Here is a 21162-nt window from a genome sequence, read left to right as displayed (position 1 = left end):
ACTTTCCAAAAAAGCGGCCGCACCGCATAAGCTAAGGCAGAGGAATCCGCGCCGCTGCCGGTATCCGTTATCGGTAGCCGCTGCCGATAGCCGCTGTCGGTAGTAGCTGCTGCCCGCTAGCCGCTGCCTGTAGCGGCTGCCGGAAGGAAAGGAGGACGGCCCATGCCCGCCCGCCCCAGACGCCCGTCGCGTCTCGTCTGCCGCCATCAGGTCCGAGTCCGCCTGGAAGCTCCGGCCGCCGACGCCGCCCCCTCCTCGCCGGCCGGCCCGAAAAAACAACGCAAAGACGCCTCCGCTCCGAAGAGCGAAGGCGTCGCGATCCATGTCGCCGCCGGCGGCGTCTATCTGATCCGCGTCACGGCCGAGGGCTTCGCCGGCACGGCGCCGCTGCCCTGCCTGACGGTCGGCGGCAGCCTGCTCGCCGGCATGCTGTACGATCCGCCCGAGGACGGCCGCGTATCGGGCTGGCTGCTCGCCCGGCTGCCCGCGGGCTGCCTGCTGAAGCTCGAGGACCGCTCCTTTCCGCTCCCGCTGCCGCGCGGCGCCGCTCCGCCTGCGGCAGGCAGGCTGTGGGAGCTGACTATGGAGCGGGTAGGGGGATGACCGGCTCGTCCTCCGGCTTGAGCGGCAGATGCACCTCGCAGATCGTGCCTTGACCCGGCTTGCTGCGGAAGTAGAGCCTTCCGCCCATCGCCTGGATCAGATTGGTGACGACCATCAGGCCGAGTCCGGTTCCTTTTTCCTTGGTCGTGTAGAACGGCATGCCGATCCGCTTGAGCTGCTGCTCGTTCATGCCGATGCCGGTATCGCGGATGAAGATGAGCACCTTGCCGTTCTCCTTGCGGGAGCTGACCGTCAGCACGCCGCCCTCCGGCATCGACTCGACGGCGTTTTTCATGATGTTGAGCAGGCATTGCTGCAGCTTCTTGGAGTCGCCGACGACCGGCAGCTCGTCGTGGACGCCATGCCTCGACACGAGCTCCACCCCGGTCATGACGCACAGCGGCTTGACCCACTGCTCGACGCTCGCCAGCTCCTGGCGGACGTCGAGCAGCCGGGGCTCGTCCACGGACGGCTTGCTGTAGTTGAGGTAGTCGGTGATGATGGCGTTCGCTCCGTCGATGCCCTCCAGCGCGTTCGTCCGGTAGCGCTCGAGCGTCGCCGAGTCGAGGCCGGAGCGGCCCATCAGCTGCAGGAAGCCGCGCGCCGTCGTCAGCGGATTGCGGATCTCATGCGAGATCGAGGCGGTCAGCTGGCCGATGAGATGATATTTCTCAGCGTTGAAAAGCTCCTCCGTCAGCCGCTCCTGGTGCTTGACCAGATAGTAGGTGTAGGCGACGAGCGGAGACGACAGCAGCGTGCCGATGCCGGTCGCCAGCATCCGCTGATGGTCCATCGTCTCGGAGGTCGCCAGCGACACGCCGACGAACAGCGCCATGTAGCCGCTGACGAGCAGGAAGTGCATCGTCAGCATGCGCCTCACCGTCTCCGGCGACGGCATCCGGTAGTGGTAGGCGATGCCGGCCGCCGCGACGATCGTCGCGGAGATCGTTCCCGGCGCCCATTCGTTGCCCGCGATGAAGATGTTGCCCCAGATGAACGCGGCCGCTGTCGCCACTCCCGGGATCCAGCCCTCGTAGATGGCGATCAGCGCGACGCATACCGGCACCAGGTGGAAGGCATAGACGAGCGGATCGATCTCCTCGTAGCCCAGATAGAAGTAGGACATCAGCGCCAGGATGCCGACGAACAGCAGCTTGCGTCCGAAGCGCATGAAGGACACCCGCGGCGTGATGATGAGGAACAGCAGGCAGGCGGTCAGATAGTACATCAACCCCTGAAATTCGCGCGCAAGAATGTATTCGATCACGGCAAGGCTTTCCTTCCGATCAGCTAGCCGACAATCTTGCCGTTCCAGGGAAGGCCGTCTTCCCATCGGGACTTGTCGTTGCGCTGCCACAGCCCGAGCAGCTCGAACGCGTACATGTCCCAGATCCGGCATTTGTCGGCCTTGATCTCATAATGATCTATAATGGCGTTGACGGCCCGCCTGGCCGCCTCGTTGGCTCCCTCCATCGTCGCCAGGTCCGTATTGGTGCGGACATAGTCGGAGGCGAGGTAGAAATTGGGGATCGCGGTGTAGGCGTTCGGCCGCAGATCCCACGTATGGACCCGGTTCACGAGCAGAGGCTCCATGTTGGTCGCCCCGTGCGGATTCGGAAACTGGATGTCCTCGTCGAGGAACCACGCCTCCAGCAGCCCGTCATGGAGCACGTCGCCGCTATGGTTGAAATGGTCCTTGAGCTGCTGCCATACTTCCTGCTTGATCTCCTCGGCCGAGCATTGCATCGCCGGCTTGCCGAACAGGACGCCCTTGGACTCCCAGTCGGAGACGTCGACCGAGAGGATGCCCTTGACCTTGCCGTTGCCGTATTCGGACAGATCGACGCCCGGCCAGAACTGCTTCTGGGAGACGAGCGTCAGCGCCCACGGGCTGTCCATGCAGATGATATGACCGTGGATCAGCTCGACGTCCTCGTTCAGATAGAACTGGATGCCGTTCATCCACTCGACCGACTCGCTCAGCGGCTTGATGCTGCCGAGCAGCGGATCGGCCTGCACCAGCTCGTCGGTGAGCAGGCCCGCCATCACCTCGACCGGCAGCGCCGCGATGTAGCAGTCGCCGACGACAAGCTGCTCCTGTCCGTCCAGCAGCACGGTCGCTCCGACGATGGAGCCCTTCTCGCAATGGATCGCCTTGACCGGCGCGCCTCGGTAGAATTTTACGCCCAGCGATTCGAGATGATCGTACCAGGGGAACAGCCAAGCCTCGTTGGTCGGCCCGTTCAGCAGCCGGTCGGCGCTGCCGCCCGGCGTCACCATGTCGAGCATGAGCGTCGCGCCGACCGTGCCGATCGTGCAGGCGTTCGCTTCCTGCGCCTTGGCCGCGACGAGGATGCGGGAGAGGCCGACGAAGATGCGCTTGAACTGCTCCGACTGCTTGTCCGCCTCGATGAAGTCCCACCACGACACCCGCTGGTAGTCGAGGTAGCGGCGCAGCTTGCTGCTGGAGGCGAGCTCGAACAGCTTCGCGCCGTACAGCGCCGCCTCCTCCGCCGTCAGGCCGAGATGGTTTTCGAACAGCGACGTGAACAGCACCTTCAGATCGGAGATCGATTCGGGGAACTCCGTAATGAACGGGAGCATGTCGCGGTCGTCGAAGGCGAGCCCGAGCCGCGTGCCCTCGACCAGGTTGTCGAACACGCTCTTGCGTCCGTTTCCGAGCAGCTGGTCGAGCACGCCGCCGCGCGCGCCGCTTTGGAGCGGGATCCTCTTCATCGTGTCGGTCACATGCTGGTAGAACTTCGGGAAGAAGCGGAACCCGTGCTCTCCCGGCAGATCCTTCCTTCCGTCGATGCCCGTGCCCTTGGCCTCCATGCTGCGGGCCTTGCCGCCGGGAACCTCTCTCGCCTCGTAGACGGACACCTCGAAACCGCGTTCGGCCAGCTCATGGGCTGCGCTCATTCCCGCGACTCCGCCGCCCAATATGACAACTTTCGGCAGCCTTTTCTCCAAGCTTCCTTCTCCTCCTCTAGCATCCTCGATTTGATCGGCTTCACCAATAGGCCTGCACTCGTATAAACGCTCCCCATATAGTACCATCGCACTAATGTCAGTTGCTGTCGATTATTATCGGTTATTGAAATATTTCTCGTTAATGGTCGCTCTACGAGAAATGGAATCGCTTGGAAATCCGCGCAGCGCATCGCTTTCTCCAGCGGCGGGCGTTGCGCGGAAGCGGCTTTCGGCAGGCGGAAGGGCCGTTCCGAGGCGGCTTCCGGGCGCTCGGCCGCTGCCGCAGGAAAGCAAAAAAAAGAGAGACGGAAGGCCGCAGCCTCCGTCTCTCGCGCCATCGTTCGCTAGGGCGTGTTTGCATGCCCCGAAGGAAGCAGATGTGACCGAATTTTTGATCCCTGCGAGGAACGTAGGCGAAGGCGTACCGGGGGTACGTCAAGCCTGCGTGACGAAGCAGGGGGCAAAAAGGCGGGGATAGATGCCCCTGAGCGGGTTTGCAAGCACGCCCTAGACCTAATACAGCGTCCGCCACAAATAAAAAGTCGCATAGGCCTCCCAGCCTGCCCAGGCGCGGGCATGCTCGCGCACTTCGGGCTCGGTCGGCTTGCGCTCCAAGCCGGCCTGGACGCGGATCGCATGCTGCAGGCCGACGTCGGCGGCGGGCAGCGCCTCGGCCATGCGCAGGCAGCGCATCATGACGTAATGCGCGGTCCACGGCCCGATGCCGCGGACCGCCGTCAGCCTTTTTTCCGCAGCCGACCAGCCGGCCGCCGCCAGCTCCCTCTTGTCCAGCTCGCCGGCCGCGACATGACGCGCGACGCCGATCAGATACTCCGACTTGCGCGTCGTCATCTGCAGCGCCGCGATGTCGGACGGCTCCAGCGCGGCGACCGCCGCAGGCTTCGGGAAGCACCAGTACGTCCAGCCGCCGTGGCGGACCGAGCGGCCGAACGACTCCGTGAAGCGCTTCTTGAGCGCATAGGCGAACGGCAGGTTGATCTGCTGGCCGATGATGCCCCAGCAGGCGGCCTCGAACAGATCGGGGATGCCGACCATCCGCAGGCCGCGGAACGTCTCCGCCGCCTCTTTCAGCAGCGGGTCGGCGGCCGCCAGCCGGTAGAACGGCGCCAGGTCGCGGTCCAGGTCGAACCACTCCTCGGCGTAGCGCCGCACATGCGCCTGCATCGCCGGGGAAGGCCGGGCGGCGGCAGGCGCGGGCGGGTCGGCGGGCTCGAGCGCCGGGCGAGCGGCCGAGGGCTCAGCGGCGGACGTTGGCGCGACTGGAGCGGCGGGCGGGAGACCGCTCGCCGGGTCTTCAGGCGCGGGCTCGCTCGCTGGGTGAGCGGCCGAGAGCGCTGCGGGTGCAGCCGCGGCGGCGGACGGCGCTGCGGACGGCGACGAGTCGGCGGCGGAGGCGGTTGCCGGGAGGCCGCCGATTGATCGGGCGGACGTTGGCCCGGCGCGCCCCGCGGCTGGAGCGGCGGGCTCGGGCTCGCTCGCATCCGTGCCGATCGGCACGAATTCCGCCTCGAGCGCATGGACATCGTCCCGGCAACGGAAGCGGACCAGCGCCAGCTCGCCCTCCCGCTCGAACAGCTTCGTCACCTCGCTGCCGTCGACCCGGTACAGCGCCTCGTCGCTCGATCTCGCCAAGTAGCCCAGCACCGCCGGCCAGCTGAACAGCTCCGGCAACTCAATCCGCAGGCGGCTCGCCTCTTCCTGCGCCGCTCCGTTTCTATCGGTCGTTTCCATGCTGCTTCCTCCCTCCTGTCATTCCCTGACTCTACCTTTCTCGCGCCCAAGTTGTCCATAGCCGAATCTTGCGCTTTCATGGGACTCTCCGGGAGTGTTGCCTCCTACTCGTTCTATCTTTTCTCGGAGCTCGGCTAGCAGAACGGCGCCAGCATGATTCGGCGCGGCGACGCGACGAGGGAGTCGAGAGTGCCTTGATTAGTGAAAACCCGGCGCGGCGACTCCACGAGGGAGTCGAGAGGGCCTTGGTTGGTGGGAACCCAGCGCGACGACTCCACGAGGGAGTCGAAAGTGCCTTGGTTGGCGGAAACCCAGCACTTCGGCGCGACGAGGGAGTCTAGAGTGCCTCGCTTGGCGGAAACCCGGCGCGGCGACTCCACGAGGGAGTCGAGAGTACCTTGGTTGGTGAAAACCCGGCCCATCGACGCCACGAGGGAGTCGAGAGGGCCTTGGTTGGCGGAAACCCGTCATATCGATGCGACGAGGGAGTCGAAAGTGCCTTGGTGGGCGGAAACCCAGTACTTCGGCGCGACGAGGGAGTCTAGAGTGCCTTGGTTGGCGGATATCCGGCGCGGCGACTCCACGAGGGAATCGAAAGTGCCTTGGTTGGCGGAAACCCAGCACTTCGGCGCGACGAGGGAGTCTAGAGTGCCTCGGTTGGCGGATATCCGGCGCGGCGATGCGACGAGGGAGTCGAGAGCGCCTTGGTTGGTGAAAACCCGGCATATCGACGCCACGAGGGAGTCGAGAGGGCCTTGGTTGGTGAAAACCCGGCCCATCGACGCTACGAGGGAGTCGAGAGGGCCTTGGCTGGCGGAAACCCGGCGCGGCAACTCGACGAGGGAGTCGAGAGCGCCTCGGTTGGCGGAAACCCGGCGCGGCGACTCCACGAGGGAGTCGAAAGTGCCTTGGCTGGCGGATACCCGGCATATCGACGCGACGAGGGAGTCGAGAGTGCCTTGGTTGGCGGAAACCCGGCGCGGCGACTCCACGAGGGAGTCGAAAGTGCCTTGGCTGGCGGATATCCCGGCGCGGCGACGCCTCGAGGGAGTCTCATGTCCTCCACGAAAAACAAGCCGCTCCGAGCGTCCATACGGACGTTCGGAGCGGCTTCAATTATAAAGAGCTGGCTTCGCACGCCGCGCGCCGGCGCTATGCCCGCTGGCGGATGATCCGCACGCCGCGCGCCGGCACGCTGACGCGTCCGGCCGCCACGCTCGCGCCGCCGCCGAGCAGGTCGTCGCCGCCCGAGCTCAGCTCGGCCCAGCCTTCCTCGGCCGCATGGTTGAGCAGGAACAGGTAGCGCTGGCCGTCCTTCACGCGCGCCGCCGTCTCCAGCTCCGCCGACGCCTCGGCGACGAGCGGCTCGATGCCGTTCTCCGCGCACACCTCGCGCAGGAAGTCGCCGAGGAACGCCTCGTCCGGGCTCGTCGCGACGTACCACGCCCGTCCGGCTCCGAAGCGGTTGACGGTCAGCGCCGGCATGCCCGCATAGAAGTCGTCGCCATACACGGCCTTCACCTCGGCACCCTCGCTATGGATGAGGTCGCACAGCAGGCCGCACTCGTACTCGGCGAGCCCGGACGCGCCGCCAGCTATCCGCGCGGACGTCCCTGCCGCCGCCGTGCCGGCATGCTCCGAGCCCGCCGCGGTCTGCCGCTGCGCCTCGGCAGCTGCATCCTCCGCGCCGCCGCTCCAAGCCGAGCTCAGCACGATGCGGTTCCGCTGCTCCGGCAGCAGCGCGTCGATCTCCTCCGACCAGATGCCGAGCACCTGGCGCAGCTCGCCCGGGTAGCCGCCCGTACGCACGATGTCCCGCTCGTCGACGATGCCGCTGAAAAACGTCGTGATGAACGTGCCGCCGGCCTCGACGAACCGCTCGACCGCCGCGGCGAAGCCCGGCTTCACCATGTACATGACGGGCGCGATGACGACGCGGTAGCGCGAGAAGTCCGCGTCCACGCCGATCATGTCGGCCGCAACCTGCTGCTTGGCGAGAGCGTCGTAGTACTTGTGGGCTTCTTTCACATAATCGAGCGCCACGGTCGGACCGCTGCTGAGATCGATCGCCCAGCGGTTCTCCCAGTCGAAGACGATGCCGACCGCGGCGTCGCCGCGCGCGTCCAGCAGCTCGCCGCCGACCGCCTGCAGCTCGCCGCCGAGCTCCGCCACCTCGCGGAACACGCGCGTATGCTCATGCCCGACATGCTCGATGACCGCGCCGTGGTACTTCTCGCAGGCGCCGATCGAGCGGCGCAGCTGGAAGAACATGACCGTGTCCGCGCCGTGCGCGACCGCCTGCCAGCTCCACAGCCGCATGACGCCGGGCCGCTTGAGCGAGTTGTACGCCTGCCAGTTCTGCTGGCTCGGCGTCTGCTCCATGAGCATGAACGGCTGGCCGTCCTTCAGGCCGCGCATCAGGTCATGGGCCATGGCGGTCAGGCTGTGCGGGGTGTCGATCGACGGGTAGTTGTCCCAGGAGACGACGTCCATTTCCTTGGCCCATTTGAAGTAGTCGAGTTCGGGGTAAAATCCCATCAGGTTCGTCGTCACCGGAATGTCCGGGGTAAGCGCCTTCACCGCATCGCGCTCCAGCTTGAAGCAGTCCAGCAGGCTGTCCGACTGGAAGCGGCGGTAGTCGAGCGAGATGCCCTGGAAGTTCGTGCGGCTGCCGCCCCACTCCTCGCTCAGCGCGTTCGGCGGCACGACCTCTTCCCAATCATAGAACGTATGGCCCCAGAAACGGGTGTTCCAGGAGCGGTTCAGCTCCTCGAGCGAGCCGTAGCGCTGCTGCAGCCAGGAGCGGAAGCCCGCGGCGCAGTTGTCGCAGTAGCAGTAGCCGCCGTACTCGTTGCTCACATGCCAGATGAGCAGCGCCGGATGGCTGCCGTAGCGCTCGGCCAGCTTCGTCGCCAGCGCGGCGCTGAACTTGCGGTAGGCCGGGCTGTTCGGGCAGGAGTTGTGGCGGCCGCCGAAGCGCCGCTTGCGCCCGTCGAAATCGACGCGCAGCACGTCGGGATGGCGGCGCGCCATCCACGCCGGATGCGCCCCCGTGCCGGTCGCCAGGCAGATGCCGATGCCTTGGCCGTGCAGCAGCTCGAACTGCTCGTCGAGCCAGGCGAAGTCGTACGTGTCCTCGTCCGGCTGGTCGAGCGCCCACGAGAACACGTTGATCGTGGCGACGTCGATGCCGGCGAGCTTGAACATCCGATGGTCCTCGGACCATGTCTCGGCGTCCCACTGCTCGGGATTGTAATCGCCTCCATACCAGATCTTAGGCAGCTTGTTCGAGATCATCAGAAGCCCCTCTTTCGAATGGGATATAAGGATATCCCCATTGTATCCCTTCCCCAATTCCCTTGATATCCAAGGATATGGACATCTAATATAACAATATGGAACTGTCGAAAGGAGAGAGCCGCATGCAGCAGCCCGGACCGCGTCATCGCCGCATCGTCGCCGTCGAGCTCAAGGAAAGGCCGCTTCCGCTCCGGCTGGAAAGCCTCGGCTTCAATCCGGACCAGGAGCCGTTCCATCGTCCGGACGGCTATTCCGTCTACCACTGGCTGCAGACCGTCTCCGGAGAAGGCCGGATCGAATGGGGCGGACGCTCGGAGACGCTCCGCTCCGGAAGCGGCCTGCTGCTGCCTCCGGGAGCGCCCCACCGGTACCGGAGCGCGGACGACTCGATCTGGAAAACGGTCTACATGACGTTCAGCGGCGGCGAGGCCGCGGCGCTGCTCGCCTCGCTCGGCCTCGCCGCGCCGGGGCTGTACCGCTGGGAGGAGGAATCTCCGCTCGGCTCGCTGCTGCTCGGCTCGCTCGGCCAGCTCGAGGCCGCGTCCGATCCGCTCGGCCTGGAAGCGTCGCAGCAGGCGTACCGCTTCCTGCTCGCGCTCGGCACGTACGCCAGCGCCGACGCCGGCACCGCCGTCATGCAGCAGCTGCGCCAGCTGGAGCCGCTGCTCGCCTGGCTCGAGGCGAACCTGCACCGGCCGGCCGTCGGCCTGGACGACATGGCGGCGCAGGCCGGCGTATCCGGCCGGCGGCTGAACACGCTGTTCCGCAGCTTGTTCGGCCTCTCGCCCTACGCCTATCTGCTGCGGCTGCGCATCCGCCGGGCGCGCGAGCTGCTGCTCAGCCGCCCCGGCGCTCCGCTGCGGGCGATCGCCCAGGACAGCGGCTTCCGCGACGTCAGCCATTTCATCGCCACGTTCCGCAGGCTGACCGGCGATACGCCGGACCGGTTCCGCAGCGGCCGGCCGTAAGCCGGCGAAATCAGCCGATTCGGACCGTACTCGCCGAGTCGGCTCGCGGCGATGCGCCTTGACGGTGCACGTTGACAGTCTGCTTCATTGATTTTATAATGAATAAAATTTCATTCATTAAAGGGGAGGGTGAAGTGCCCCGTACACCGGAACAATATGAGGCCATGCGCCTTGCAACCCGAGTCAAAATCCAGACAGCGGCGATGCAGCTGTTCGTTCGTCAAGGATACGGTTCCACCAATGTTCAGCATATTGCCGATCAAGCGGGCATCAGCACGGGTCTGATGTACCGTCATTACAAGACAAAGGAGCAGCTTTTCGAGGAGCTGCTGCAGTTCGCCATCTCCGGATTGGAGACGCTGATCGCCAGATTTCAGACCTGCGACAAGCCTGCTGAGGAACTGGCACGGTTCGCGGACGAGGTGTATTCGGATCTGTCTTCCGGCGATGACTTGGGACACCTCATGCTGTTGATGACGCAATCCTTCTTCTCCGCGGAGACGGCCGATCGGAAAGCGGCTCTCATGCAGATCAATGCCGATCTTCTGCAAGCGACTGCCGCGCTCATCGTTCAAGGACAGCGTCAAGGCCAGATTCGCAATGGCAATGCTCTCGAGATGGCGCTCTATTTCTTTTCCTCGATTCAGGGACTGGCGACGATGAAGGTGATGCTGGGGGAAGGATTTTCGATGCCGTCGAGACCGCTCTTGACCTTGGTTTTCAAAAAGGAAGGGGAATCGTCATGAAGCATTCCGACGCCTTTGAAGTTGTTCGGGCCGACCGCGCGGGCCCAGAGGCCAGGAACCAAATGGCGGAGATTTTCGCCGAAGGCTTCTCGCAGTGGCTCTCGTTTTTTTCCAAGGACCGGGATATCATCGCAAAGGCATTCGCCCATATGTTCGTGCTGGATCAATTTTATGTGGCGCTCGCCGGCGATCGCGTGGCGGCCTTCGGCGCCTGCACCGACTGTCGCCGCTTCTCCGTAAACCTTCAGAGCGCGCCTCTCCGCCGGCATCTGGGCTGGTTCAAGGGCTCGATGGCCGCTCTCATTCTGAAGAGGGAATTCCAAAAGCCCTTTGTCGACCCGCCGGCGGAAACGGGGTCGGTCGAGTTCATCGGCACCGCCTTGTCCTTCCGCGGCCAAGGAGCGGCTTCGGCGGTGATTCGACATATGCTGGATCATCTGCCGTACCGCACCTATCTGATCGAAGAGGTCGCGGATACCAATGTTCCGGCCATGCGCCTGTATGAGAAGCTGGGGTTCACGGAATACAAGCGCAAGTCCCTATCCCCCAAGCAGGCCCGCAGAGCCGGGTTCCATCACATGATCTCGCTGCGTCTGGAGAAGGCGTGAGACGTTGCAAAGCCTGCCCGAGATTCGGGCAGGCTTTGTTCAACTCTCCATCATGGGACAATTCCTCGCCGGCATACACTGAGGCGCAGACACTCCGCATCCGCGTCCGGAAGGGAGGCGAACCGCCGTGCTCCAGCGCTTGCTCCGCAAGCGGATGATCCTCGTCATCGTGCCGAGGTACTCCATCCATCAGTTCCTCTGGTGCGACTTCGGCGCCAGCTCGCTTTGCGGATGGGTGATGGAGGAGAACGACTTCACCCGCGTCGCCGTTTTCGTCGGCAGCTCAGCGGTTCCCGTCCTGCTGCGCCGCTCCGTCAACTCCCCGCGCAGCCCGCTGCGGCCGCGCCTGCTGCAGACGCATGACCGCCTCTGGTCAAAGCGAGCCAAGGCGGTGCCGCTCGTCGCGGCTTCCGCAGCCGCTCCTTGCTGACGTTGACCGTTCACGGGATGAAAGGTCTCCCCTCAAATCATTTCATAAGGTAGACTATTATAGGAAAAGTGAAGGATAAGAAAGAGTTCATCGACGCGCCAAAACACGCCCCAAGGTCCTGATGTGGACCGGGGCGTGTTTGGTTTGCCGACAGGGTTCAGCTGCCTGACGGCGCCGTACCGCCGCTCCTACTGGATGCCCTTCTCGTCGAAGTAGGCGTTCGCCTGCTCCTGCACATAGGCGAGCACTTGATCGACACCGGCCGCCTTGAGCTGCTTGCGGTACGTCTCGAGCGCCTTGTCGACGTCCGGCACGAGGCCCATCATCAGCGGCATGCCGTACTGCTGGATGACCTGGTTGACGGCCGCCTGCTGCGATTTGACCGGCTTATAGTCCATGATGATCGGCGCGAAGATGTTCGGCTTGCTCTCGGCCTTGAACTCCTCCATGAGCGCCGGGAACTCCGTCCAGCCGCCCGCCTGCTGCTCCTTGGCGAGGCTCGTGACGCGCCAGCCCCAGCTCGTGATGCCGTAGCCCTTGAAGTTCTTGTCGTTCTCCTTGCCCTTCGGCGGCGAGATGGCGAGCTTGCCATCGTCGCTAAGCGAGTAATGCGTGTCCTGGATGCCGTACGTCAGCAGGTCGAAGTAGCGGGAGTCCGTGCGGATCTTCTCCAGCGCCATCAGCGAGCGCTCGGCGTTTTTGGAGCTTTTCGGCACGGCCATCGCGTTGTTGACCGACAGCGTCGGCATCGCGTAGCCATGGAAGCGCGTGAACGGGAAGTAGGCGTAGTCGGTGCCTTTGTTCGTCTTCTCGGCGTCGACGATGAAGCCGCCCGCGCCCGGCGCGTTGCGCCAGTAGGCGCCGCCGGTGCCGGCCTTCAGGGCATCGCCGGCTTCCTTCTGCGAGCTCAGCGTATCGGAGGTCCAGAAGCCTTTTTGCGACCAGGTCTTCATCCGCTTCACGAACTGCTCGAACTCCGGCGTCTCCGCGTAGTTGACGATGTCGCGCGGCGCATCATACGACTTGGCGACGATGACGCCGCTGTCTCCGCCAATCTGCTCGTAGCCGTGGTATGCCTTGAACAGCGTGAACACCTCGTTCCACGCCTTGCCGTTGATCGGCGTCACCTTCTTCTGCGTCTTGACCGCGTCCAGGTACGCCTCGATCGAGTCGAGATCCTTGATCTCCGGCACGTTCAGCTCCTTGCGCCAGTCCTCCCGATAGACGAGGCCGTCCGGCGTGTACTCGGGGTACGTGCTCGGCACGGCGTAGATCTTGCCGTTGACGGTCGCCTCGTCCCAGTCCTGCTTGGGCACCGCCTTCCACGTCTCGGGCATGTAGGTCGGGAGCAGGTCGTTCAGCTCCTTGAACGCCCCCTGGTCCGCGAACTTGTAGTAGTCGGCCCATGTCGAGGCGAACACCATGTCGACCTTCTCGCCGGACGTCAGCAGCAGGTTGTACTTCGTCTGCCAGTCGTTCCACGTCGTGAAGTTCAGCTTGATCGTCGCATTGATGTCCTTCTCCAGCATCGCGTTGATCTGGTCCTGGATCTTCGGGCTGTCGGCATGGCCGTCCCCGAGCACGTACCAGACGAGCTCGACCTTCTTGGACGTGTCGATCGCCTTCGCTTCGCCGGAGCCGCTGTTCGCCGCCGCCCCCGCGTTCGCGTTCGCCTCGCTGCCTCCGCTGCCGTTTCCATTGCCGTTGCCGCTGCAGCCGGCGAGCGCCGTCGCCAGCAGCGCCGTCGTCATCAGCAGGCCGATTGTTTTTTTGCTCACGTTGACTCCTCCTCTAGGTTCATCCCTATGCTTTGAAAAAGTCCTCCGCCGTCCGGTCGAGCCCGGCGAAGCGGCTGCCTCGGCAGAGACAGTCGCTTCGCCGGGCCCGATCGGACCCGGCCGTCCGCGCCTGATCCGGCTCCGGCACGGACGCGGAGAGGCCCGCTTTCGGTCAGCCTTTCACCGCCCCGATCGTCAGTCCCTTCACGAAGAAGCGCTGGACGAACGGATACAGGAACACGATCGGCCCCGTCACGATGATCGCCGCGGCCATCTTGAGCGTCTCCGCCGGCGGCTTGAAGTCCGGCGACAGGTTGCCGGCGATGCTCGTCTTGAGCACGGCGGCGCTGGCGAGGATCTTGTACAGCAGGAACTGCAGCGGGTACTTGGACTCGGTCGTGATGAACAGATTGGCCATGAACCAGTCGTTCCAGAAGCCGAGCGCCATGAACAGCCCGATCGTCGCCAGGCTCGGCGCGGACAGCGGCAGGATCAGCTTCAGGTAGATCGTGAACTCGCCGGCGCCGTCGATCTTGGCCGATTCCGGGATCGACTCGGGGATCGACTTCATGAAGTTTTTCATCAGGATGATGTTCCACGCGCTCACCAGCACCGGCACGAGCAGCGCCAGGTAGCTGTCCTTGAGCTGCAGGTAGTTGACGATGAGGATGTACCACGGGATGAGGCCGCCGCTGAACAGCGTCGTGAAGTAGATGAAGAAGCTCAAGCTGTTGCGGTACTTGAACTCCTGGCGGCTCAGCACGTAGCCCGCCATCGAGGTGAGGAACAGCCCCAGCGCGGTGCCGGCGAGCGTCAGCAGGATCGTGACGCGGTAAGCGTCGAAGATCTGCTCCGGATTGCTGAAGACGGCGCGGTACGCTTCGAGCGACCATTGGTCGGGGATGAGCTTGAAGCCCTCGGCGATGATTTCCTGCTCGGACGAGAACGAGCCGGACAGCACGAGCAGGAACGGCAGCAGGCAGAGCAGCGCGAACAGGCTGATGAGGACATAGCCGATCGTGTTGAACAGTACGGTCGAGCGTTCGGTACGGATCTTCACCTTTTCATTCCTCCTAGAACAGGGCGTAGTCTTCGCGCGTCTTGCGAATGACGTAGTTGACGGCCAGCACGAGGATGAGGCCGAAGAAGCTCTGGTACAGGCCCGCCGCGGTGCCCATGCCGATGTCGAAGTTGACGGCCAGCGACCGGTACACGTACGTGTCGATGATGTCCGTCGAGTTGAACAGCACGCCGTTGTTGCCGATGATCTGGTAGAACAGGTCGAACTGCCCCTTGAGGATGCCGCCGAGGCTGAGCAGTATGAGCAGGATGAACGTCGGCACGAGCAGCGGCAGCGTGATGTGGCGGATGCGCTGGAAGATGTTCGCCCCGTCGATCTTGGCCGCCTCGTGGTATTCGTCGCTGATGCTCATGATCGCGGCGAGGTAGATGATCGTGCCGTAGCCGAGTCCTTTCCACAGGTTGAAAAAGACGATGATGTACTTCCACGGCGCCGTGTTCAGGTAGAAGTCGTACGGCTGGAAGCCGAGCTGCACGAGCACCGTGTTCACGAGCCCGTTGCTGGAGTTGAACAGGTTGAACACGAACGCGCCGACGAGCACGAACGAGACGAAGAACGGCAGGAACATGACCGACTGCGTGATCTTGCGGAACCACTTGCCGGGCAGCTCGCTGAGGAAGATGGCGCAGATCAGCTGCAGCGCGTTGCCGAGCAGGATGAACGCCAGGTTGTAGAGCACGGTGTTTTTGGTCAGCGTCCAGAGCACGCCCGACTCGTACAGGAAGCGGAAGTTCTGCATCCCGACGAACTCGCTGCCGAACAGCCCTCCGTCGAAGCTGAAGTTGGTGAACGCGTAGTAGACGCCGATCATCGGCAGGTAGGAGAAGACGACGAAGAACAGCAGCGTTGGCGCGATCATGAGGAACAGCATCCGGTTGCGCGACCATTCCCTCAAGAAGCCTTGCATCAGAGCACCTCCGAATTTGTGTAATCGATTACTTATTATTGAAAATGGACGAGCCCCGAACGAGCAGCCGCGAGCCGACCTCGAAGCAGCGCGTGCCAGGGCAGCGGCCCTCGCCGAGCTGGTCGATGAGCTTCTCGGCGAGCAGCGCGCCCATCGCATGCTTGGGCGGATCGACCGTGCTGAGCGCCGGATCGACATGCCTGCCGACGCGGTTGTTGTCGACGCCGACGACGGCCATGCCCGCGGGGATCGGGATGCCGAGCTCCGCGCAGGCGCGGTAGATGCCGAGCGCCATCTCGTCGTTGGCGGCGAAGACGGCCGTGAACGCGGACGATCGTTCGCGCAGCCGCAGGAACGCCTCGTAGCCTCCTGGCTCGCTGAAGCCGCCGCTGTCGATCAGCTCCGGGCGGAACGGCAGCGACGCCTGGCGCAGCGCCTTCATGTAGCCCTCGAGCCGCTCGTAGCTGTCGGTCGCGTCCGCGAAGCCGCTCAGGAAGGCGATCCGCTCATGCCCTTGCGCGATCAGATGCGTCACCGCCTCTGTCGCCGCGCCGACGTTGTCGGTATAGACGCACGGGATGGCCGGATGGTCGATCCGGCGGCCGATCACGCCGAGCGCGTAGCCGCGGTCGGCATAGGCGGCCAGCTCCGCGTCGCCGAGCATCGGCGCGATCAGGATGATGCCGTCGACGGTGCGGTCCATCGCCAGCGTCATGTAGTCGGCTTCCTTCTCCCGCTGGTTCTGCGCGTCGCAGATGAGGATCTTGTAGCGGAGCGCGCCGGCCGTGTTCTCGATGCCCTTGATGATCTCGGCATAATAGGAGACCAGGATGTCCGAGACGATGACGGCCAAGGTCGACGTCTTCAGGTGGCGCAGGCTCTTGGCCGAGGCGTTGGGCATGTAGCGGAGCCGCCGGACGGCCTCCTCGACCCGGCCGCGCGCCGACGGACTGACGGGACCGCTGCCGTTCAGCACCCGCGACACCGTCGCCGCCGACACGCCGGCCGTCCGCGCCACGTCTACAATCGTGGCATCCGGCTTGCGTGATGGCAAATGGCATCCCTTTCTCTCCCGAACCCGATTGGTATCGATTACATCGGACGAAGCCAAGCGGCCCCGAAAGCGCTCCTGCGGTCCGAACCGGCTCGCATCCGGCGCTTCTTCATCCGGTAAGCCGAATATATCAGCAATTTGTAATCGATTTCAACAACTTTTTTTCCGGTTGCCTCGGGCTGCGAATGTCGGCTAAAATGAAAGTTGGTCTGAAAACGATTACTCCGCAAAGAAGGTCGAGTCTACGATGGACGTGAAAATCATCGATGTCGCCCGCGCTGCCGGCGTCTCCACCGCAACCGTGTCGCGCGTGCTGAACGGGAGCCCCGGCGTCACGCCGAAGACGCGCAGCCGCGTCGAATCCGCCGTGCGGGAGCTCGGCTATCATCCCAACGCGGTCGCCAAAAACCTGCGCGTGCAGAAAACGAAGACGATCGCCGTCATCGTCCAGGACATCAACGTCTCCTACTTCACCGAGATCGTGAAGGGGATTGAAAATATGGCGTACGTCAAGCACTACAAGGTGCTCATCTGCGACTCGGAAAACCAGGCGGCCAAGGAGCTGGAGTACCTCAACCTGCTCATGAACCGCACGGTCGACGCGGCCATCCTCGTCTCGCCGCTCGTCGGCGACGAGCAGCTCGCCGAGATCGCGGAGCGCGGCTACTCGATCGCCGTCATCGGCCGGCATATCGGGCATGAGCAGATTCCGTGCATCTATACGGACAACGTCAAGTTCTCGCTCGAGGTCGTCCGCCATCTGGCCGAGATGGGCCACCGCGACATCGCGTTCTTGAGCGGCTTCGCCGACTCCATCGACAGCTACGAGCGGCTCGAGGGCTACATGAAGGCGCTCAAGGAGCAGCGCCTGCCGTTCCGGCCGGAGCTCATCGACAGCGGCGGCTTCAGCGAGAGCGGCGGCTACGAGGCGATGGGCCGGCTGCTCGACCGCTCCGGCGGCTCCGTGACCGCCGTCTATGCGGCCAACGACGAGATGGCGCTCGGCGTCTACAAATGCTGCCGCGAGCGCGGCCTCCGCATCCCCGAGGATATCGCCGTCGTCGGCGTCGACAACAACCGGATCAGCAAGTACATCTCGCCGTCGCTCAGCACGGTCAACCAGCCGAAGTACACGATGGGCGCGCTGCTCGTCGAGAAGCTGATCGACTCCATGAACGAGGACCAGTTCGGCGACAAGCGCGTGTTCAAGGTCGACTCCGAGCTGCTCGTGCGCGGCAGCTCGTCCTTCCGACGGGAAGGCTAGCCTGACTCTCAGCCGCCTGCCGAGGCGGGTTTCCGCCATCCAAGGTACTCTCGACTCCCTCGTGGCGTCGATGTGCCGGGTTCCCGCCAACCAAGGCACTTTCGAGTCCCTCGCCGCGCTGATGTGCCGGGTTTCCGCCAACCAAGGCACTCTCTACTCCCTCGCCGCGCCGGTGCGCCGGATTCCCGCCATCCAAAACACTTTCGATTCCCTCGTCACGCTGATGTGCCGGGTTTCCGCCATCCAAGGCACTCTCGACTCCCTCTGCGCGCTGATGTGCCGGGTTTCCGCCAACCAAGGCACTCTCTACTCCCTCGCCGCGCCGGTGCGCCGGATTCCCGCCATCCAAGGCACTTTCGACTCCCTCGGCGCGTCGCCGCGTTGGGTTTCCGCCAACCAAGGCACTTTCGATTCCCCTGTCGCGCCGTTGCGCCGGGTTCCCGCCATCCAAGGTACTCTCGACTCCCTCGTCACGCCGGTGCGCCGGGTTCCCTCCATCCAAGGCACTCTCGACTCCCTCGGCGCGTCGCCGCGCCGGGTCTCCACCAACCAAGGCACTTTCGACTCCCTCGCCGCGCTGATGTGCCGGGTTCCCTCCATCCAAGGTACTCTCGACTCCCTCGTTGCGCCGGTGCGCCGGGTTTCCGCCAACCAAGGCACTCTCGACTTCCTCGTGGCGTCGATGTGCCGGATTCCCGCCAACCAAGGCACTCTTGACTCCCTCGCCGCGCTGTTGCGCCGGATTTCCGCCAACCAAGGCACTTTCGAGTCCCTCGCCGCGCTGATGTGCCGGGTTTCCGCCAACCAAGGCACTCTTGACTCCCTCGCCGCGCCGGTGCGCCGGGTTTCCGCCATCCAAGGCACTTTCGACTCCCTCGCCGCGTCGCCGCGCCGGGTTCCCGCCAACCAAGGCACTTTCGACTCCCTCGTGGCGCCGGTGCGCGATTTCTCCCATGGCCCGACCTGTTTTTGCCGAGCGCGCACGAGAAAGCGACCTGCCGCGCGCACCTGAAAAAAAGGGGTTGATTTCCGGCCCATTCATCGAGTACGATATTCCCACTCCGCAGGAAACGCTTCCAGAAGCTGCATCAATGCAAGCCGTTTTCGGGCGAGTTTTTTTCAATGGAAGTTTGTAATCGATTACAAATTCATGCTTCTGAATCGAGGTGAGGCAGCCATCCGCGGCCGGCTGCAGAGCTGTCCGTGCCTGTCCGCATCAATTCTTCTCATCCCGACCCCATCCCCGAAAGGAGAACCCGATCATGTCCGACTGGAAGAAAAAAACCGCCGCCGTCGCGCTCGCCGCTGCCCTCGTCTCCGCCGGAGGCACTTATTCCGCCCCGCCCGCCAAAGCCGCAGGAGAGCAGGTCGAAGTGTGGATTTCCACGTCCGATCCGAACAGTGAGCCCGCCGTCGGCCTCAGCCCGAGCGCCCGCCTGACGCGCATCGGCGACAAAAGCTTCAGTACGAGCGCCGGAAGCGCCGACTTCACGATCAGCGTCGATGAGAACACGACGTTCCAGCAGATGGACGGCTTCGGCGTCTCCATGACCGATTCGTCGGCATGGCTGATGAACTACAAGCTGGACGCGAACAAACGCGCCGAGGTGATGGAGCGGCTGTTCGGACAGACCGGCATCGGCCTCAGCGTGCTGCGCCAGCCGATCGGCAGCTCCGACTTCGCCTGGTCCGCCTATACGTATGCCGATACGGCCAATGACACGGCGCTGAACCAGTTTTCCATCGGAAGGGATCTGCCCTACATCGTGCCGATGGTCAAGCAGGCGATCGCCAAAAACCCGAACATCAAGGTGTTCGGCTCCCCTTGGAGCGCTCCCGCCTGGATGAAGTATTCCAATACGCTCAACGGCGGCAAGCTGCGCGCGGAGCATTACGGCACGTACGCGAACTATTTCAAGAAATACATTCAGGCCTACCAGGCCCAAGGCATCCCGATCTACGCCGTCACCGTGCAGAACGAGCCGCTGTACGAGCCGACGCATTACCCTTCGATGGGCATGAACACGCAAGACGAGATCGGCTTCATCGGCGACTATCTCGGCCCGACGCTGCGCGGCGCCGGCATCAACACGAAGATCATCGCATTCGACCACAACTTCCTGGACTGGAGCTTCCCGAACACCGTCATCAACAGCCTGAAAAGCTCCGGCAAGGGCGGCTACATCGACGGCAGCGCGTTCCATCACTACGACAGCGGCGACGGCTCCACGATGACGCAGCTGCGGAACAACCATCCGGACAAGGGCATCTGGTTCACCGAGGGCGGCTTCGGCAACTGGAACGATCCGCAGAACGGCACGTCACAGGGCTTCGACAACATGATGAACGAGTTCATCAATATCACCCGCAACTGGTCGAAGACGATCATCCTCTGGAACGCCGCGCTCGACCAGAAGGACGGCCCGGCGCTGCTCGCGGCCAACAACACCAACAAGGGCATGATTACGATCCGCAACTCCGACAACCGCAACGACGCGCCGGAGAACGTCGTGACGTATCACAAGCAGTATTATCTGCTCGGCCATTTCAGCAAGTTCGTCGTGCCCGGCGCGTACCGCGTGCAGAGCAATACCGGCAGCGAGATCAAAAGCGTCGCGTTCCGCAATCCGGACGGCTCCAAAGTCGTCGTCGCCTACAACTCGTCCAGCTCGGCCCGGAACGTCAAGGTCCAGTGGGGCAGCCAGTCTTTCAACGTCAGCGTGCCCGGCAAGTCCGCGATGACGTACAAATGGTACGGCAACCGCTCGTAGCGGAAGCCGGGAGAGCGGCGGGCAGGACGGGACGGCCTATCGGCCGGGATGGCAGGCGGCGACGGCAGGCGGAGGGCCATGGCCGATGCCCGAGCCGACGGCCACGACCGGTAGGTCGGGACGGCAGGCGGGCTCTTCCGTACAAAAAACAGGCTGCAGTCCGGGGAGACCGCAGCTCGATTCCAGTGCTGCAACCCGATAAAATCGGGTTGCGGGCTCTCCGCAGCTCGGTTCCAGTGCTGCAACCCGATAATATCGGGTTAGGGACTCCCCGCAGCTCAGTTCCAATGCTGCAACCCGATAAAATCGGGTTGCAGGCTCTCGGCAGCCCAGTTCCAGTGCTGCAGCCCGATAAAATCGGGTTGCGGGCTCTCCGCAGCTCAGTTCCAGTGCTGCAACCCGATAAAATCGGGTTGCGGGCTCTCGGCAGCTCGGTTCCAGTGCTGCAACCCGATAAAATCGGGTTGCAGGCTATCCGCAGCTCAGTTCCAGTGCTGTAACCCGATAAAATCGGGTTGCAGGCTCTCGGCAGCTCGGTTCCAGTGCTGCAACCCGATAAAATCGGGTTGCGGGCTCTCCGGAGAGCGGAGCCGCCCGCAAAGCAGATGTCCTCAAACGTGAATAAAATGGGGTAGACGACCGGAAAGCGGGACCGAAAAGGCCCCGCTTTTCAGAGCGGGCATCGAAACCGGCAAACCGCTTCGCGGAGCAGGGACTCGCTCCGATCTCCCTGCTGCCCAGATTCCATTGAACCCACTCCCCTGCAGGGGGGAATTCGGCCTCCAAGGGAACCGCTGCTGCTTCTCCACGAGTCCCCGTGCTCTTCGCTGCTGGTCCTTGAACATGCACCGCTTCGCGGGGGAGCCTCCGATTACTGAAATCGGACTCACATCCAAGCGCTCCGCTGACCATTGCTCCCTAATTCTC

At 63.8% G+C, this 21162-nt stretch carries 16 protein-coding genes; 8 read left to right on the top strand and 8 right to left on the bottom strand.

The window, feature by feature from the left end; all coding sequences use genetic code 11:
- Positions 1-162: 162 nt before the first annotated feature.
- Positions 163-603 (top strand): hypothetical protein, encoded by a 441-nt coding sequence (locus H582_RS0122250; RefSeq protein ID WP_028600302.1) that lies wholly within the window; start codon positions 163-165, stop codon positions 601-603.
- Here H582_RS0122250 and H582_RS29075 read toward each other — a convergent pair.
- The 4 genes from H582_RS29075 to H582_RS0122225 all read right to left on the bottom strand — a co-directional run bounded on the left by H582_RS29075 (position 581) and on the right by H582_RS0122225 (position 8625).
- Entirely contained in the window at positions 581-1870 is a 1290-nt protein-coding gene (locus tag H582_RS29075) for a sensor histidine kinase (RefSeq protein WP_052333547.1), read from the bottom strand. The two genes, H582_RS0122250 and H582_RS29075, sit on opposite strands and share 23 nt — an antisense overlap.
- Positions 1871-1893: 23 nt before the next feature.
- Positions 1894-3546, bottom strand: coding sequence for a hydroxysqualene dehydroxylase (locus tag H582_RS0122240; protein WP_228551805.1), 1653 nt, complete (start codon positions 3544-3546; stop codon positions 1894-1896).
- Between the two features lie 543 nt (positions 3547-4089).
- On the bottom strand, positions 4090-5328 hold the full coding sequence (locus H582_RS33015) for a DNA-3-methyladenine glycosylase family protein (protein WP_052333546.1): 1239 nt from the start codon (positions 5326-5328) through the stop codon (positions 4090-4092).
- A 1152-nt stretch (positions 5329-6480) separates the two neighbouring features.
- Complete coding sequence (locus tag H582_RS0122225; protein WP_028600299.1) at positions 6481-8625, bottom strand: beta-galactosidase; 2145 nt, start codon at positions 8623-8625, stop codon at positions 6481-6483.
- Positions 8626-8750: 125 nt separating this feature from the next.
- Here H582_RS0122225 and H582_RS0122220 point away from each other — a divergent pair, with 125 nt between their 5' ends.
- The 4 genes from H582_RS0122220 (at position 8751) to H582_RS0122205 (ending at position 11380) form a co-directional block, all read left to right on the top strand.
- Positions 8751-9596 (top strand): AraC family transcriptional regulator, encoded by an 846-nt coding sequence (locus H582_RS0122220; RefSeq protein WP_052333545.1) that lies wholly within the window; start codon positions 8751-8753, stop codon positions 9594-9596.
- 134 nt (positions 9597-9730) lie between these two features.
- On the top strand, positions 9731-10342 hold the full coding sequence (locus H582_RS0122215; protein ID WP_028600297.1) for a TetR/AcrR family transcriptional regulator: 612 nt from the start codon (positions 9731-9733) through the stop codon (positions 10340-10342).
- Positions 10339-10950 (top strand): GNAT family N-acetyltransferase, encoded by a 612-nt coding sequence (locus H582_RS0122210; protein ID WP_043111758.1) that lies wholly within the window; start codon positions 10339-10341, stop codon positions 10948-10950. Before H582_RS0122215 ends, H582_RS0122210 begins: the two co-directional genes overlap by 4 nt.
- Before the next feature lie 127 nt (positions 10951-11077).
- Positions 11078-11380: a hypothetical protein gene (locus tag H582_RS0122205; protein ID WP_028600295.1), complete on the top strand. Its 303-nt coding sequence runs from the start codon at positions 11078-11080 to the stop codon at positions 11378-11380.
- 188 nt (positions 11381-11568) lie between these two features.
- Here the strand turns inward: H582_RS0122205 and H582_RS0122200 are convergent, their stop codons facing one another.
- From H582_RS0122200 to H582_RS0122185, 4 genes are all read right to left on the bottom strand, one after another.
- Positions 11569-13158 carry an extracellular solute-binding protein gene (locus H582_RS0122200; RefSeq protein ID WP_307719991.1) on the bottom strand — a complete coding sequence of 530 codons (1590 nt, stop codon included), beginning with the start codon at positions 13156-13158 and terminating at the stop codon, positions 11569-11571.
- Between the two features lie 172 nt (positions 13159-13330).
- Entirely contained in the window at positions 13331-14218 is an 888-nt protein-coding gene (locus tag H582_RS0122195) for a carbohydrate ABC transporter permease (protein ID WP_028600293.1), read from the bottom strand.
- A gap of 13 nt (positions 14219-14231) precedes the next feature.
- A complete protein-coding gene (locus tag H582_RS0122190) occupies positions 14232-15146 on the bottom strand; it encodes an ABC transporter permease (protein WP_028600292.1) in 915 nt (304 codons plus the stop codon).
- A gap of 28 nt (positions 15147-15174) precedes the next feature.
- Positions 15175-16200 carry a LacI family DNA-binding transcriptional regulator gene (locus H582_RS0122185; RefSeq protein ID WP_228551266.1) on the bottom strand — a complete coding sequence of 342 codons (1026 nt, stop codon included), beginning with the start codon at positions 16198-16200 and terminating at the stop codon, positions 15175-15177.
- Positions 16201-16447: 247 nt separating this feature from the next.
- On the opposite strand from H582_RS0122185, the gene H582_RS0122180 reads away from it, so the two are divergent.
- From H582_RS0122180 to H582_RS0122170, 3 genes are all read left to right on the top strand, one after another.
- On the top strand, positions 16448-17464 hold the full coding sequence (locus H582_RS0122180) for a LacI family DNA-binding transcriptional regulator (protein ID WP_028600290.1): 1017 nt from the start codon (positions 16448-16450) through the stop codon (positions 17462-17464).
- A gap of 70 nt (positions 17465-17534) precedes the next feature.
- Entirely contained in the window at positions 17535-18476 is a 942-nt protein-coding gene (locus H582_RS0122175) for a hypothetical protein (RefSeq protein WP_028600289.1), read from the top strand.
- A 250-nt stretch (positions 18477-18726) separates the two neighbouring features.
- Positions 18727-20235, top strand: a complete 1509-nt coding sequence (locus H582_RS0122170; RefSeq protein ID WP_028600288.1) for a glycoside hydrolase family 30 protein — start codon at positions 18727-18729, stop codon at positions 20233-20235.
- Positions 20236-21162 lie beyond the last annotated feature (927 nt).

It is taken from the genome of Paenibacillus pasadenensis DSM 19293 (assembly GCF_000422485.1).
Lineage (GTDB): Bacteria > Bacillota > Bacilli > Paenibacillales > Paenibacillaceae > Paenibacillus_O > Paenibacillus_O pasadenensis.
The sequence above is the reverse complement of the archived record's forward strand: the minus strand, read 5'-3'. Positions and strand labels throughout refer to the sequence as shown.

Coding starts and splice junctions, on each gene's coding strand:
- H582_RS0122175 (WP_028600289.1), top strand. CDS start 17,535: ATGTGCCGGGTTCCCGCCAACCAAGGCACTTTCGAGTCCCTCGCCGCG.
- H582_RS0122180 (WP_028600290.1), top strand. CDS start 16,448: ATGGACGTGAAAATCATCGATGTCGCCCGCGCTGCCGGCGTCTCCACC.
- H582_RS0122220 (WP_052333545.1), top strand. CDS start 8,751: ATGCAGCAGCCCGGACCGCGTCATCGCCGCATCGTCGCCGTCGAGCTC.
- H582_RS0122225 (WP_028600299.1), bottom strand. CDS start 8,625: ATGATCTCGAACAAGCTGCCTAAGATCTGGTATGGAGGCGATTACAAT.
- H582_RS0122170 (WP_028600288.1), top strand. CDS start 18,727: ATGTCCGACTGGAAGAAAAAAACCGCCGCCGTCGCGCTCGCCGCTGCC.
- H582_RS0122210 (WP_043111758.1), top strand. CDS start 10,339: ATGAAGCATTCCGACGCCTTTGAAGTTGTTCGGGCCGACCGCGCGGGC.
- H582_RS33015 (WP_052333546.1), bottom strand. CDS start 5,328: ATGGAAACGACCGATAGAAACGGAGCGGCGCAGGAAGAGGCGAGCCGC.
- H582_RS0122250 (WP_028600302.1), top strand. CDS start 163: ATGCCCGCCCGCCCCAGACGCCCGTCGCGTCTCGTCTGCCGCCATCAG.
- H582_RS0122190 (WP_028600292.1), bottom strand. CDS start 15,146: ATGCAAGGCTTCTTGAGGGAATGGTCGCGCAACCGGATGCTGTTCCTC.